Source organism: Lagierella massiliensis, assembly GCF_001407835.1.
In the GTDB taxonomy this organism is placed as follows: Bacteria; Bacillota; Clostridia; order Tissierellales; family Peptoniphilaceae; genus Mediannikoviicoccus; species Mediannikoviicoccus massiliensis.
The window spans coordinates 880,695-896,078 of the sequence record NZ_CYUO01000005.1; the positions used below are offsets into that span (position 1 = coordinate 880,695).

The 15,384-nt window shown below is 29.0% G+C and carries 15 protein-coding genes; 1 reads left to right on the forward strand and 14 read right to left on the reverse strand.

Annotated features, from left to right (window positions below):
• The first annotated feature begins 7 nt into the window (after positions 1–7).
• On the forward strand, positions 8–2,641 hold the full coding sequence (gene ppdK, locus BN2746_RS07830; RefSeq protein ID WP_055079229.1) for a pyruvate, phosphate dikinase: 2,634 nt from the start codon (positions 8–10) through the stop codon (positions 2,639–2,641).
• Between the two features lie 89 nt (positions 2,642–2,730).
• On the opposite strand, the gene pyrE is transcribed toward ppdK, so the two are convergent.
• From pyrE to BN2746_RS07900, 14 genes are all read right to left on the reverse strand, one after another.
• Positions 2,731–3,306 carry an orotate phosphoribosyltransferase gene (gene pyrE / locus BN2746_RS07835; protein ID WP_055079230.1) on the reverse strand — a complete coding sequence of 192 codons (576 nt, stop codon included), beginning with the start codon at positions 3,304–3,306 and terminating at the stop codon, positions 2,731–2,733.
• Positions 3,307–3,315: 9 nt separating this feature from the next.
• Positions 3,316–4,212 carry a dihydroorotate dehydrogenase gene (locus tag BN2746_RS07840; protein ID WP_055079231.1) on the reverse strand — a complete coding sequence of 299 codons (897 nt, stop codon included), beginning with the start codon at positions 4,210–4,212 and terminating at the stop codon, positions 3,316–3,318.
• On the reverse strand, positions 4,205–4,933 hold the full coding sequence (locus BN2746_RS07845; protein WP_055079232.1) for a dihydroorotate dehydrogenase electron transfer subunit: 729 nt from the start codon (positions 4,931–4,933) through the stop codon (positions 4,205–4,207). Before BN2746_RS07845 ends, BN2746_RS07840 begins: the two co-directional genes overlap by 8 nt.
• Positions 4,908–5,777, reverse strand: coding sequence for an orotidine-5'-phosphate decarboxylase (pyrF, locus tag BN2746_RS07850; RefSeq protein ID WP_055079233.1), 870 nt, complete (start codon positions 5,775–5,777; stop codon positions 4,908–4,910). The genes BN2746_RS07845 and pyrF overlap by 26 nt, the downstream gene beginning before the upstream one ends.
• Positions 5,778–6,206, reverse strand: a complete 429-nt coding sequence (locus BN2746_RS07855; RefSeq protein ID WP_055079234.1) for an aspartate carbamoyltransferase regulatory subunit — start codon at positions 6,204–6,206, stop codon at positions 5,778–5,780.
• Complete coding sequence (gene pyrB, locus BN2746_RS07860) at positions 6,206–7,126, reverse strand: aspartate carbamoyltransferase (RefSeq protein ID WP_055079235.1); 921 nt, start codon at positions 7,124–7,126, stop codon at positions 6,206–6,208. Before pyrB ends, BN2746_RS07855 begins: the two co-directional genes overlap by 1 nt.
• 139 nt (positions 7,127–7,265) lie before the next feature.
• Positions 7,266–7,808, reverse strand: a complete 543-nt coding sequence (locus tag BN2746_RS07865; protein ID WP_055079236.1) for a class IV adenylate cyclase — start codon at positions 7,806–7,808, stop codon at positions 7,266–7,268.
• On the reverse strand, positions 7,808–8,530 hold the full coding sequence (gene nagB, locus BN2746_RS07870) for a glucosamine-6-phosphate deaminase (RefSeq protein ID WP_055079237.1): 723 nt from the start codon (positions 8,528–8,530) through the stop codon (positions 7,808–7,810). Before nagB ends, BN2746_RS07865 begins: the two co-directional genes overlap by 1 nt.
• A gap of 32 nt (positions 8,531–8,562) precedes the next feature.
• Entirely contained in the window at positions 8,563–9,237 is a 675-nt protein-coding gene (locus tag BN2746_RS07875; RefSeq protein WP_055079238.1) for a metallophosphoesterase, read from the reverse strand.
• Between the two features lie 8 nt (positions 9,238–9,245).
• Positions 9,246–11,372 carry an ATP-binding protein gene (locus BN2746_RS07880; RefSeq protein WP_055079239.1) on the reverse strand — a complete coding sequence of 709 codons (2,127 nt, stop codon included), beginning with the start codon at positions 11,370–11,372 and terminating at the stop codon, positions 9,246–9,248.
• Positions 11,369–12,466: a metallophosphoesterase family protein gene (locus BN2746_RS07885; RefSeq protein WP_055079240.1), complete on the reverse strand. Its 1,098-nt coding sequence runs from the start codon at positions 12,464–12,466 to the stop codon at positions 11,369–11,371. Before BN2746_RS07885 ends, BN2746_RS07880 begins: the two co-directional genes overlap by 4 nt.
• Positions 12,453–13,082, reverse strand: a complete 630-nt coding sequence (locus BN2746_RS07890) for a hypothetical protein (RefSeq protein ID WP_055079241.1) — start codon at positions 13,080–13,082, stop codon at positions 12,453–12,455. Before BN2746_RS07890 ends, BN2746_RS07885 begins: the two co-directional genes overlap by 14 nt.
• Before the next feature lie 11 nt (positions 13,083–13,093).
• Complete coding sequence (mobB, locus tag BN2746_RS07895) at positions 13,094–14,122, reverse strand: molybdopterin-guanine dinucleotide biosynthesis protein B (RefSeq protein ID WP_055079242.1); 1,029 nt, start codon at positions 14,120–14,122, stop codon at positions 13,094–13,096.
• Positions 14,123–15,301 (reverse strand): molybdopterin molybdotransferase MoeA, encoded by a 1,179-nt coding sequence (locus tag BN2746_RS07900; RefSeq protein WP_055079243.1) that lies wholly within the window; start codon positions 15,299–15,301, stop codon positions 14,123–14,125.
• Positions 15,302–15,384 lie beyond the last annotated feature (83 nt).

Below are 15,384 nucleotides of genomic sequence, written 5' to 3' on the forward strand. Positions count from 1 at the left end.
GAATCAAATGACAAAAAAGTATGTTTATGATTTTTTAGAAGGTAATAAGGACATGAGGTCCCTTCTTGGAGGAAAAGGAGCTAATTTAGCTGAAATGACAAATTTAGGTCTTTCAGTACCTCCAGGATTTACTATTACTACTGAAGCATGTAATAGATATTATGATGAAAATGAAACTCTTTGGAAAGAGCTTTTGGAAGAAGTAAAAGAACATATAAAAACCACTGAAGAAAAGCTAAATAAAAAATTCTCTGATAAAGAAAATCCTTTACTTTTCTCAGTTAGAAGTGGTGCTGTTTTCTCAATGCCAGGCATGATGGATACAATTCTTAATCTTGGTCTAAATGATGAATCTGTTAAAGGCTTAGCTAATTCTACAGGGAACGAAAGATTTGCATATGATTCATACAGAAGATTTATTCAAATGTTCTCTGATGTTGCTATGGAAATCCCTAAGGTTCATTTTGATACAGCTTTAGAAAATATGAAAGAAAATAGAAAGGCAAAACTTGACACAGACCTTACAGCGGATGATCTAAAACAATTGGTTTCTGAGTACAAAGAAATATATAAAGAAGAAACTGGTGAAGACTTCCCTCAAGATCCTGTTGTTCAATTAGAACATTCAATAGAAGCAGTTTTTAAATCATGGAATAACCCAAGAGCAAAAGTATATAGGAAATTAAATGGTATTGATGATTCACTTGGTACAGCTGTAAATGTTCAATCTATGGTTTTTGGTAATATGGGCGAAAATTCAGGTACTGGTGTTGCCTTTTCAAGAAACCCTGCTACTGGTGAAAATAAATTATTTGGGGAATATTTAATAAATGCTCAAGGTGAAGACGTTGTTGCAGGAATTAGAACTCCTCAAGAAATTTTGACTTTGCATGAAGAAATGCCTTCAGTTTATGATGAATTTGTCGAAACTGCTGAAAAGCTTGAAAAACATTATAAAGATATGCAAGACCTTGAGTTTACAATAGAAAAAGGTAAACTTTATATCTTACAAACCAGAAATGGAAAAAGAACAACTCAAGCTGCATTAAATATCGCAGTGGATTTGGTTGAAGAAGGTCTAATTACAAAAGAAGAAGCAATTCTTAGAATTGAACCTCTAACATTAAATCAACTTTTACATCATACTTTCGATGAAAAACAACTTAAAAATGCAGAACTTATAACTAAAGGTCTCGCTGCCTCCCCAGGTGCTGCAAGTGGTAAAATATACTTCAATGCACACGAAGCTGTAGAAGCTGCTAAAAATGGCGAAAAAGTTGTACTTGTAAGACAAGAAACTTCTCCTGAAGATATAGAAGGAATGGTAACAGCTGAAGGTATACTTACAGCAAGAGGCGGAATGACTTCACACGCTGCTGTAGTTGCAAGAGGAATGGGTAAATGCTGTGTTGCAGGTGCTTCTGATGTCGTTGTAGATGAAATTTTAAAAGTTATGCGAACACCAAAATACGTTCTTCATGAAGGAGACTACATTTCTTTAAACGGCAGTGACGGTTCCATATATTTGGGTGAAATTGAAAAAGTTGAGCCTACCCTATCAGGAAATTTTGAAAAATTTATGTCATGGGCTGATGAGATCAGAGATATGGGAGTTAGAGCAAATGCAGACACTCCAAGGGATGCTAAACAAGCTTTATCTTTTGGAGCTGAAGGTATCGGTTTAACAAGAACTGAACACATGTTTTTTGATGAAAAAAGAATTCCAATTGTTAGAGAAATGATTTTATCAAAGAATTTAGAACAAAGACAAAAAGCTTTAGAAGAACTTAGACCTATGCAAGAAAATGACTTTTATGAAATATATAAAGTAATGGGAGAAAAATCTGTAACTACAAGACTTTTAGACCCACCACTACATGAATTCTTACCAACTAAAAAGGAAGATATTGAAGCTCTTGCACAAAAAATGAATCTTTCTTACAATGAAGTTAACGATACTGTAAATGACTTAAAAGAAGTAAACCCTATGCTTGGTCACAGAGGCTGTAGACTTGCAATAACATATCCTGAAATCTATCGTATGCAAGCAAGAGCTATCGTTACAGCTGCATTAAAATTAAAAAAAGAAGGAATTAGTGTAACTCCTGAAATAATGATTCCTCTAATTGGTGATCTTAAAGAATTAAAGTACGTTAAATCTGAAATAGTCGATGAAATAAATAATGTTTTTGAAGAATTTAATTCAAAAGTTGAATACAAAATCGGTACTATGATAGAAGTTCCAAGAGCTGCACTACTTGCTGATGAAATTGCAAAAGAAGCTGACTTCTTCAGTTTTGGTACAAATGACATGACTCAAATGACATTTGGCTTTTCAAGAGACGATGCTGGAAAATTCCTATCAGATTATGAAGATAAAAAGATTTATCCAAGAAGTCCTTTTGAAGAACTTGACAGAAAAGGCGTTGGTAAATTACTTGATATCGCCGCCAAAGGTGGACGTGAATCAAATCCAGATATCCATTTAGGAATTTGTGGTGAACATGGTGGAGATCCAAAATCAATTGAATTCTGCTATAGCATTGGACTTGATTATGTATCTTGTTCCCCTTATAGAGTACCAATAGCAAGACTTACCGCTGCTCAAGCAAAAGTAAAAAAAGAAAAAAATATAAAATAATGTAATACAATGTAGAGAGCTTTCACTTGATAGCTCTCTTTTGTAATTTAAAAAGAGTTGTCAAATGACAACTCTAATTTTATATTAAATTAAAACTTTTTTCTGCTACCAGGTTTTACAAGTTCTAACCCCTCTTTACAGAATGGACAATCTTCTTTGTCATAGATGTTTATTTCAAGACTTATTGCAGGATATAATTTTGTGCCTATATCTCTACCTGATGTTCTATCAGCTAAGCATGCAATTCCTAAACAATTTGCTCCGTGATCTTCTATAACTTTAATTGTTTCAAATGAACTCTTTCCAGTTGTTACAACATCTTCTACTACAAGTACATTTGCTCCTTTAGGAATTTCAAAACCTCTTCTTAGAGTCATTACATCATCTTGTCTTTCAGTGAAAATGGCAGGAACTCCCAATGCTCTTCCAAGTTCATATGCAATTATTATACCACCCATTGCAGGACCAACTACTAAGTCAACTTTTATTCCATCAGCATCAATTTTTTCTTTTATAATTTTACAAACTTCTTCTGCCTTTTCTGGATATTGTAATAGCTTTGCACATTGAATGTATTTGTCACTGTGTTTTCCTGAAGATAGTAAAAAGTGTCCAGTTAATAAGGCTTCGCTTTCTTTAAGTAATTCTAAAACTCTATTTTCCATTTTATCCCCCTAAATAATTCCTCTTATTTCATCCAAGCTCTTTATTCCTTGATCCAACATAAATTTTTCCATGCCTTCAACTATTTCAACCATTGCATTTGGATTAACAAAGTTTGCAGTACCAACTTGTATTGCTGTTGCTCCTACCATGATATACTCTAATGCGTCTTGCCAATTCATAATCCCACCAATTCCAATTACAGGAATATTTACAACAGAACATACATCATGAACCATTCTAAGTGCAATTGGTTTTATTGCAGGTCCTGAAAGTCCTGCTGTGATATTAGAAAATATAGGTTTTTTGTTATATATATCAACAGCTAATGCATTAAATGTATTCACTAATGAAAGTCCATCAGCTCCCGCTTCTTCGCATTTAACTGCCATGTCCTTAATATTTTCTGCATTCGGTGAAAGCTTTACAACCAAAGTTTTTTCAGTTGATTTTCTTACTTCTCTTACAACTTCCTCTGCAATATCACATTTGATTCCAAAAGCCATACCACCTTCTTTTACATTTGGGCAAGAAATGTTAAGTTCAATTAATTCGATATCAGTTTTGTTAAGTAACTCAATTGATTTAATATATTCATCTATTGTAGCTCCTCCAACATTAACTAATATCTTTGTGTCATAATTTCTTAAAAATTCTAAATCATTTTTTATAAATTCCTCAGTTGATGGATTTTGAAGACCTATGCTATTCATTATCCCAGATGGAGTTTCATGAATTCTAATACCTTTATTACCTGGTTTCGCTTTAAAAGTTACACCTGAAGTTGCGATTCCACCAATCTTATTAAAATCTACATAGGGTTCATATTCTCTTCCAAAACCAAATGTACCTGAAGCTGCAATAACTGGATTTTTTAAAACTGAGTTGCATAATTTTGTACTAAGCATCAAAAATCACCTCTTCTCCCTTAAATATAGGTCCTTCATGGCAAACTCTTTTTACTCCCTTCGTAGTTTCAATTGCACAGCCATAACAAGCCCCTATACCACATGCCATATGAGATTCTAAAGAGTAGAAGGATTTTCCTGAAAGCTCTCTTTTTTGAAGTGATTGCATCATAGGATTTGGACCACATGCAAATATATAGTCATATTTATCCTCTATTATATCTGTGACTAAACCTTTGTGACCTTCTTCTCCAGTTATAGTTGTTATATTTACATTATCTACATGCTTAGCAAATTCTTCCATTAGATAGCTTTTGTCATAAAATCCAGCATATATATCGATTTTTCCTTTTAAATTCTTTGCAAGGTACATAAACGGCGCTATACCTATTCCACCTGCAACAATTGCACAATTTTCCACACCTTCTGTTGGAAAACTGTTTCCAAGAGGACCTAATGTCTTAATATATGCCCCTTCCTTTAATTCAGAAAGTATTCCTGTTCCTTTCCCAACAACTTTATAGAGAAAGGAAATTTTATTTTCTTCTAAATCGTATATACTTAGAGGTCTTGGAAGTAATGGACTATCATCCCAAGCTCTTAGCATATAGAACTGTCCTGGTTTTCCTTCATATTTTCCTTCAAGTTCCATCAAATAAATGTCATCTTGAATGTGTTTGTTAAGAATGATTTTACTATCCTTGTAATTTTTCTTCTCCATATATATCCTTTCTCATTTTTAGTACAGCATTTCTTGTACATTCTTGGAATTTATTTTCTCCGCCTTCAATTTTTTTGTAAGCAGTGATTATACCTCTTGAGGAGTTAACAACACCACCATTAAAATTGTTTAAGTAAAGTCTAATATCTTCAGCTTTGCCGCCTTGTGCTCCGTAACCTGGAATTAAGAAGAATGATTTTTCATATCTTTCTCTTATTTCTTTTGCTTCTTCGCTATATGTTCCTCCAACTACAAAGCCTAAGGAACTATATCCACACTCTCCTAATATTTCCTGTGCCATTTTGTATATGTTATCACCAATTGTATAGTACATTGGTTCATTATTATACTCTAAGTATTCTATGTCTTTTGCTCCAGGATTAGATGTTCTTAAAAGAACAAATGCTCCTTTATCTCCACTCTTTAAGTATTCCATATAAGGTGTAATGCTATCGTAACCCATATATGGATTTAATGTAATGAAATCTACTTCAAAATCACCTGTAAAATGAGCTCTTGCATATTCTTTTGCAGTGTTTGCTATGTCTCCTCGTTTTACATCACCTATTGAAATACAGTTTTTATCTCTAAGGTATTTTAAAGTTCTTTTATAAGCCTTAAGTCCTTCAATTCCCATCGCTTCGTAATAGGCTATTTGGACTTTGTAAACACCTGTAATATCATAGGTTGCATCTATGATTTGTTTATTGTACTCAAATACAACATCTTCTACCTTTGAACTTTTATTTTTGATATTTTCAGGTATATAATCCATTGAGGTATCAAGTCCTACACACACAAAACCCTTTTCTTCAACTGAATTATAAAGCTTATCGATTATCATTTATTCCTCCTTGTCATAAATTTGATCACAGTATGCACATTTATATAATTTTTGTTCTCGATCTATAAGTTCAAATCTATGAACTATATTTCTTTCACTTGTAGAAATACAACGAGGATTTTTACAGTGAATTACATCTTCAACTACCTCTGGTAGTTCTACATTTATCTTTTTTACTATTTTTTGATCTTCAATAATATTAACAGTTATTGTTTCGTCAATTAAACCAAGAACCCTTAAATCTAAATCTATTACATTTTCTATTTTAATTATGTCTTTTCTTCCCATAGCTTTTGAGTTTGCATTCATTATTAAAGCAACAGAGTAGTCTGCCTTATCTAAATCAAGCATTTCATATAGCATATGGCCATGTCCTGCCTTAATATGGTCTATTACAATCCCCTTATTGATACTATTAATTGTTAACATTATTTCACCCCTAATAATTTTAATATAAGTGCCATTCTAACAATTACGCCGTATTTAACTTGTTTAAAGTAAACCGCTCTTGGATCACTATCGACTTCTACGGCTATTTCATTTACTCTTGGAAGTGGATGAAGTATTGCCAAATCTTTTTTTGCATCTTCTAACTTTTCAAGAGTTAATATATAAGAATCCTTAAGTCTTATATAATCTTCTTCATTAAAAAATCTTTCTCTTTGTACTCTTGTCATATATAAGATGTCAAGTTCTCCCATTACTGAACTCAACTTTTCAGTTTCAACAAATTCAATGTTTTTACTTCTTAAATTTATTTTTATATACTCTGGAATTTTTAATTCTTCAGGAGAAATAAATACAAACTTATTGTTAGGATACATACTCATTGCTTTTACAAGTGAATGAACTGTACGTCCAAACTTTAAATCTCCGCATAGTCCAATAGTTAAATTTTCAAAAGTACCCTTTGTTTGCATTATAGTTAGTAGGTCAGTTAATGTTTGAGTTGGATGTTGATGACCGCCATCCCCTGCATTTATTAATGGAACTGTTGTAAAGTCCTTTGATAAAGTTGCAGATCCTTCCTTTGGATGTCTCATTGCTATTATGTCAACATAGTTACTTATGGTTTTAACTGTATCTGCTAAACTTTCTCCTTTTGCAGTAGATGATGAAGCACTTTCTGAAAATCCTATACAGTCTCCACCAAGTCTATGGATTGCTGACTCAAAACTAAGTCTTGTTCTTGTTGATGGTTCAAAAAAAAGAGTCCCCAGAATTTTACCAGTACAGCAACTGGAAAAACTCTCAGGACTCTTAATAATGTCTTGAGCTAAATCCATTATTTCACTAATATCTTCTTTAGAAAAATCATTAATCTCTATTAAATCTCTTCCAGATAACATTTATTATGCCTCCTCTATATTTTTTTCTTAAAATAAGATACCATTTTAAAATCATATTGTCAAATTATTTTTCAAAATTTTTTCAAATATAATTTTATGATATGAAAAGATAACTTTTTTTCATAAAAAATAAGAGGATTTAAATCCCCTTATATTCTTCTCTTAATTCTTTTATGGATTTGGAACTGATATTTTCTTTTGAAATATCAAATTCATTAAGAAAACTATTTAATTCTTCTTCTGAGTTAGCTTCTATTTCAGCATAATCAAAAGGAAATGAATTTCTGTCCCAATAATCAAAATCTATTCTAATGTTATTATATGAATAGCTAAATCTTTCTTTAAAAGTAGACTTAAAGCTATCAAGTTTAATAAATTCTAATATCTTCTTGAGATTTGTAAGGCTATCAAACTCAATAGTATATTCTTCAGCTTTTTTAAACTCTGCATCCTCTACCATCTTTTTATAAGTTAAATAATTATATGATTCATTATTGAGCATATCTTTCACAAGTCTTATTCTCATATAATCTTTATCGGATATTAACTTAATGGTTTTAGACGAAATCAATATATTTTCTTGCTCTTCATGATGGGACATGACTGCTCCCTTTTTTAAAAGCCTATTTTTAAAATCATCTAAATCAATATTAATTACTTTTACTTCTAATTCTCTTTCCACTATCTTATTTTAACGCTGCTTTCATCTATAAATACAGTTACATCATGATGCAATTTTAATAGAGAAACTGGAACTTTTGTTGAAATTTTATCCTTATTAATTAAATAGTTAGTTGCTTCTTCTTTATTTTTTCCACTTATTAAAAGAATAATTTTTTCTGCATTGAAAATTGTTCCCATACCCATGGAAATAGCCTTAGTTGGAACTTCATCTTCACTTTCAAAAAATCTTGCATTTGCTTTGATGGTGCTTTCTTCCAAATCAACAACAGATGTTGAATAATTTAACTCTTCATCAGGTTCATTAAATGCAATATGTCCATCTGGTCCAATACCAAGTATTTGTATATCTACTCTTTCTGAACTTCTTACATCATTTTCATAATCTACTACTTCTTTTTCAGGATCTTTATTTCCTTGTGGAATTCTTATATTTTCTTTTTTTACATTTATGTGGTTTAACAAATTATCATACATAAAATAATTATAGGATTGAGGATTGTCAGGAGTCAAACCTATATACTCATCAAGATTAAAAGTTTTAACTTCTGAAAAGTCTAAACCGTTAACATGAGCATCAATTAAACATTTGTATAGTCCAACAGGTGTTGATCCTGTTGCAAGGCCCAGTATAGAATCTTTTTTATTCTTAATTTGGTCTATTATCATTTGTGCAGATTCTTTGCTCATTTCATCATAGTTTTTTGTGTAAATTACTTTCATTTCTTCCTCCTATTTTTTATTTGCAGACAAGCCTAATCAGATATTTTTATAGGTTTGAACTGCAGATAGTCGCTTGATGTACAAAAGTACTCAATTCCATCAACGACTCCTTCAACCACATTAACAAGTCCTGGTCCATGTAGATGACCATAGACGCATTTAGTAACCCCATGTTCTTTTAGGATATAATGAAAATCATTTGGAAGTTTTTCATTAGTAAAAGGTGGATAGTGAAGCATTCCTATTTTATCTTTGCCTTTTGGCGCTGATTTCAAAGAAAGATCAAGTCTTAATAGCTCTCTTCTGTAAATATTATACTCCTCACTTTCTTCTGTCAGATAATCCCAACCTCTTGTTCCAACTATAAAATAATCATTAAATTCAAAATAATTATTTTGTAAAAAGAAAATGCTTTTTAAATTTAAAGAATTATTTTTATTTAGAGAACTCCACCAATAATCGTGATTTCCCTTTAAAAAAACCTTTTTACCTGGTAATTCTTCTATCCTAATTAAGTCGTGATATGCTTCTTCCAAATTGATAGCCCACGAAATATCTCCAGATACAAGTACTAAATCACTATCTTTAACTATTTGTTTCCAATTATGAAAAATTCTTTCTTCATAATCTTCCCATCTATCTCCAAATAGAGTCATGGTCTTTTCTTTCGTATAATCCAAATGTAAATCAGAAATACTATAAATCATTTTCTCACCTATAAATTTATAATTTTAACATCTTGATATGACTTTAAAACTTCTAACTCTCTATCCTGACAGCTTAATATAATAATTTGATTGTTACTTAGCTTTTTATTCAAGATATAAATTATATCTTTAAGTCTTTTGTCATCCAAGTAATTAAATGCATCATCTAAAATGAGAAAATCCGATTTATCATATAGTTCAGTACATATGGCTATCTTAAGAACGAGAAAAATTATATCTTGCGAACCTTTACTCAAACTTAAAGATGATTTAATATCACTACTTCCATTTCCTTTATAAGAAACGTTTAAAAATTCATCAATATAAAATTTTATATTGTTACCATAAATCGGTTCCAAAAGTGAATTTACACTTTTTATAAGTTTTGGAACAAAATTTGCTTTTAATTCCTCAAAAGATTCTTCAACAAGCTTTAAAGTCATCTCAATTATTTTTGACTTATTTTCAAGCTCATCTATTCTATTAGATGTGCTTTTTTCTTTATCTAATAGACTTGGAAGTTTTATTATTTCACTATCCAATATCTTTATTCGTTCTTTTAATCTTACTATCTCATTATAAATTTCATCTTTTTCTTTTCTTAAATCTTCAAGTTCAGTGTTTTCGACCAAATAAAATTCTTTTGAAAATTCTATCTTTTTAAAATTCGAATTTCCTGTTAAAGTTTTTGTCCTTGTAATAAATTCAAGTCTGGAGTTACAGTCTTTTAAATTGTTTTCACAATTAGAAAGATCTTCATCAAGTTCTTTTATCTCTCTTATTCCAATATTAAACTTATCATTAATAGTCTTATCGATATCTAACAGAGAATTATTTTTGTCTTCCTCGTCATTTAATAAATACTCTATTTCCTTATCTAAATCTTCTATTTTTTTGTAATAAAAATCTCTATCTTTTTTTGCTTTTTCAAAGTTATCTTTATCAAATTTATTTATATTTTGTTTTTGTATAACAAAACATATAAGATTAACTACTACAAACCCAATAAATATAGTTAAATTTGTTAGATTTGTATAATTTTTTAGGAGAAAACAAACAATTATTGTAAATAAAAATACTGTAAAAAATTTAAATTTACTTAATTTAGAACTTTTGGTACTTGCTTGTACTTTTTCATCAAGATTTTTTGAGATATCTAAATACTTTTTATATACTTGTCTTTTTTCTTGAGAAAGCTCATCAAAAGCTTTTTCCAAATACTTCTCTTCTTCTTTTATTTTTAAATACTTTTGAAGGTATGGATCATATAACTTTTTAGAATTTTCAATTTCTAACTTCTTTTTCTTTAAGTTGCAAATTTCATTTAATAATTCTTCTTTTTCTTTAAGTATTTTGGAGTCCATTTCTTGTTTTTCATAAGATAATTGATTTTGTTTTAACTCAAAAAGTTTGTTTTTTTCAATAAACTTCTTTTCCAAACCAGAAAGTCTATCTAATGAGTTATCATACTCTTTTTTTAATTCTGTAATTCTTTTTACTTCAGAACTTACAATTCTATATTCTTCATATGCTTTTCCAAGCGGTTTATTAACGTTAGTTTTAGTCCCAATATCTCTTTTAAGTCCTATTAAATATTCGACACTTTTTTTACTTGAAGTTAAATCTTCATAGTTTTCCTTATTCTTAAGCATAGTGTCTGTAATATATCTTGTAGATTCATCTTTAATTCCGACATTGTTCTGTCCAATTATTTTACTGTTATTAAAAACCTCACTACTTACATTAAAAAAGTATTCTCCAGGAAAACTTTTATTAGACTGTTTATATCCATTTAATGTTTCGGTAATATCTTTACCAGTTTTTTCGTTGTATATATTATATTCACCATTTTGAAAATTTCTATAAACTCGTAATATTTCTCCATCATTTTCAATTATAATAGAACCCTCATAATTAGAAGAATCCCATGGTCGATACTTTTCTAAATCTTCATTGTATCTGGTAGTTTTTAAATATGGTTTCACAAAACCATAAAATACACCTTCAATAAATTTAACACATGTGCTTTTCCCTGCTTCATTATCTCCTTTAATTAAAATAAAGTCGTCTTTTAAGTCGATTGTTTTATTTGTAAATTTTCCAAAGGCAGTTATTTCCAGTTTTAAAAGCTTCATGAATCCTCCCTCATTAAAGCATTTAATCCATATTTTAATATTTGTTTTTTTATATCATCACTTTCATTTAATGCATTTACCTTGTTTATAAAAATACCAATATGATTATCTCTATTTAACTCGGATATTTTTTCTATATCATAGTTTTCTTCAGTATTGTCAATAACTTCAATATAATATACATATTTTTTAAGAGCTTCTTCAAGACCATTTACATCTAAGTCAAAACCTATCGGAAGTTTTCCCGTAAGAGTCAATCTTATATAATTATTTTTATCACTTACAATAACATTGTTTTTTAAATACTCTACCAAATAGTAGAAATCAAAATTTTCTCTTAAATCATAGATAACTAAGGTAAAGATTGAACTGGAAATAGGTATTAACTTTGAATATACTCTATGATTTTCAATTTCTCCAAAAATCGCACCATGAAAACCAGTTTCTTTAAAAGAAAGAGGTTCTATAGATCCAGGATATATTATATTTTCTTTAAGCTTTTGTGGTTTATGAATATGACCAAGAGCAATATAGTCAAACCCAAGATCTTTGATAGATTCTAACGTTATATTCATATAGTTGATATTAGGATTTAATACATCAGCATGTAACATTAAAATATTAATCTTGTTTTGATCTAATTTTACATGTTCAAAATATGATAATTTATTTAAAATCCTATCTGTATAACTTATTCCGTAGACATTATAATCTTCAAATTCAAAACATTCTAAACTATTATTTTGAAATACAAATACATTTGAAGGCAAGTTCAAATATCTAAACTTTGAAGTTTTCGAATAAGGATCATGATTTCCAAATATTACAAAAATATTAACTTCGGGTACTGCTCTAAACAAAGAATTAAGTCTTTCTAAAATTGATATAGTTACATAATTTTCGTTAAATATATCTCCGCATAAAAAAATACAATTTACTCTCTTTTCCTTAGCATAAGAAAATAAACTTTCAATTGAATCCCATATATTCTCTCTACGGTTTTCTACTAATTCAACTGGCAAGTCTGAAGAGTAAAAATTAGATCCCAAGTGAAAGTCTCCACTGTGTAAAAATGTTATCCTATCTTTTTTCATAATATCTATACTCTTCTTTCCTATCTTGTCTAATAAATATCTCCAAGATATCGAAACTTAATTTATATGCATTAAAAATTTTAATGAGTAAATCCCTTATTTTATTTGCTGGAAATTTTGTTTCAATATATACGCTATTTCCTATTGACTTTGCATTTCTTATCTTGTTTTTCTCCAAACTAAAATAGGTCTTCTTCCGTCCATTAAAATCAGTCTTTTCTGTAAAAGATCTAAATATAACTGGATCGAGTTTATAAAAATATTCACAAAGATTTATATATAGTTCATAGTATGAGTTAATCTTTATAATCTCTCCTCTATAGAGTCTATATCCTTCTGGCTTAGTATAAGTAAAATCGTGATTAAGAGTTACTTTGTTTGTAGTTATTTTACTAAGTTCAAACTCTTTTAATCTTAATTGGATATTTATTGGCTCAATAGACTCTAAAATTGAATTTGAAATATTCAAAAAATTTTCAATTTTTTCCCTGTCTTTTATTGTTAACTCATATTCTAAAGCTTTATTAAAATATTCTATTTGATCTTCCAGTGATGTTTTTATATTAAATACAAGCTCTGGATTTTTTTCTGTTAATTGGTCAAAAAATTTTTTCATATAATCCCTCTTTAGAGATATTCTTTTTTCAAATATTCTACAAACTTTCTCACATCATTTAATTCAAAAGTATCCACTTCAAAATCATTATTACTTAGGTCCGTTATTACCGCCTTTAATGGATATGAAGATATAGTCTTTTTGGAATTACTTTCTCTTACTATTTCATATTTATTAAAATTAGAATCTTTAAGCCCTTCAATCAAAACTAAATCATAATCATTAGAATCTTTCAAAAAATAATTTATGTCTTTTGAAGATTTTTCTATAATTTGATATTTATAATCCGAGTATACTACCGAGGAATATGCTCCATTTAAAAAGGCAATATTAGAGTCCCTATCATCTTCTAATATAAAGTCATGACCATCATGTTTAATATATTTTACTTTATATCCTTCTGAACTCAACAAATTTATAACTTTTGATATAAAAGTAGTTTTTCCAGAATTTTTTGCGCCACAAATACAAACTATATTGTCATTTATAAGTTTTTTATATTGAGATGGATAATTTATATTTGACAGGATATTAGATTTAAATTTGCTGAAATTTAGCGGAACTCTTTTAGCATTTTCATCATATAGAAGTTCCATAAGCTTATATTTTTTTTCTTCAATTCTATTTTCTATAACAGGTACTATACTTTTTGGATATATTGAAGCAAGTGGGTTTAATTTCCCCTCATGTTCAAATGTAATTATCCTATTTTCATTTGAAATATAAGTTGATAAAAATTCTGCCACTTCACATCTTATAAATTGCATATCAACTCCTACTATAAAAACATTTTCTGTTTTTGCTTCTTTTAATATTTCAAGAATACCTGAAATAGGCCCTATATCTTTATATTTATCTCTTACAATTTTATAACCTGCTATTAAATTATCAGAATTGTTGTTAGAAATTATTATGGGATAATCTTTAAATTCATCTACCAGGTTTTCTAAAAAAGTTTTGTTTTTATATTGCAATTTTGCTTTATCATATCCCATTCTGCTACTTTTACCACCTGCAAGAATTCCTATAGTTAAATTCATTTAAAATAAGTAAATAATCTTTACTTTATCTCCTTCCTTAATTTCTTCGTTTGGATTTTGTAAAACCAAACAATTACATTTAGATAAGTTAGAAATTACAGATGAGTTATGTAAACTTTCCAACTCTACAAACTCCCCATCAGTTTTAGCTCTTACAAATCTATTTATTTTGCTTGGTTTTAAATAACTATTTTTCACTATTCTTTCATATACCTTATTACTATAATAGGTACTTTCATAATACTTTTCTACTACAGACCAAAATAAGACTTGGAAGTTTACCATGGCTGCAAATGGATTTCCTGATACACTAAGTATGATTTTGTCCTTATATTTACCTGAAGTAACTGGAGTTCCTGGTTTCATCTTAACTTTTTTAAATAGAGTTTTTATATTTAAAAGTTCATATATTTTTTCGATATAATCATATTTACCAACAGAAACACCACCTGTAGTGATAATAGCATCTACATCTTTAGCCTCTTCTATTGATTTTTTTATATTTTCAATATCATCATCTACAATCTTAGTTTCAACAACATCTATTTTATATTTTTCTAATATCGCTTTAATCATATAGGTTGATATGGCATAAATTTTACCTTTTTCAAGCTTTTCACCCGGTTTAATTAACTCTGACCCTGTAGAAATTAAAGATACTTTTAAAGGTCTATATACTTTTACTAAATCCAGTCCAATTCCTGCAAAAATTCCTATATGACCAGAATTAATAATAGTTCCTTTTTTTATTAAAGTTTCTCCCTTTTTTATATCTTCTCCAACAACACAATAATTAAAATGTTTTCCAACGGGATTTAAAACGTTAATCATATCATTTTCTATTATGACATCTTCCTGTTTAACTACACAGTCATAACCATCTGGTACATATGCACCAGTCATTACTCTTACACAAGTGTTTTTTTCATAAGGATAATCATTAAAATCACCTGCTGCATTTTCACCAATGACTTTAAATTTATTATTATCTTCTAAGTCTTTATGATTAAAAGCATATCCATCCATTGCTGACTTTGGAAAATCTGGTACATTTATATCTGAAATAATATCTTGTGCTAAAACATAGCCAGTTGATTCAAAAGAATCAATCTCAATAGTTTCATTACATTTATTTGTATTTTCTTTAATTTTTTCTATAGCTTCTTTTACAGTTAACATGTCACACCTTCTCAATAAATATTATATCAAAACCTTTAAAATTACTCTAATTGAAAAAGCCGATAGTAAAACTATCGGCTAAT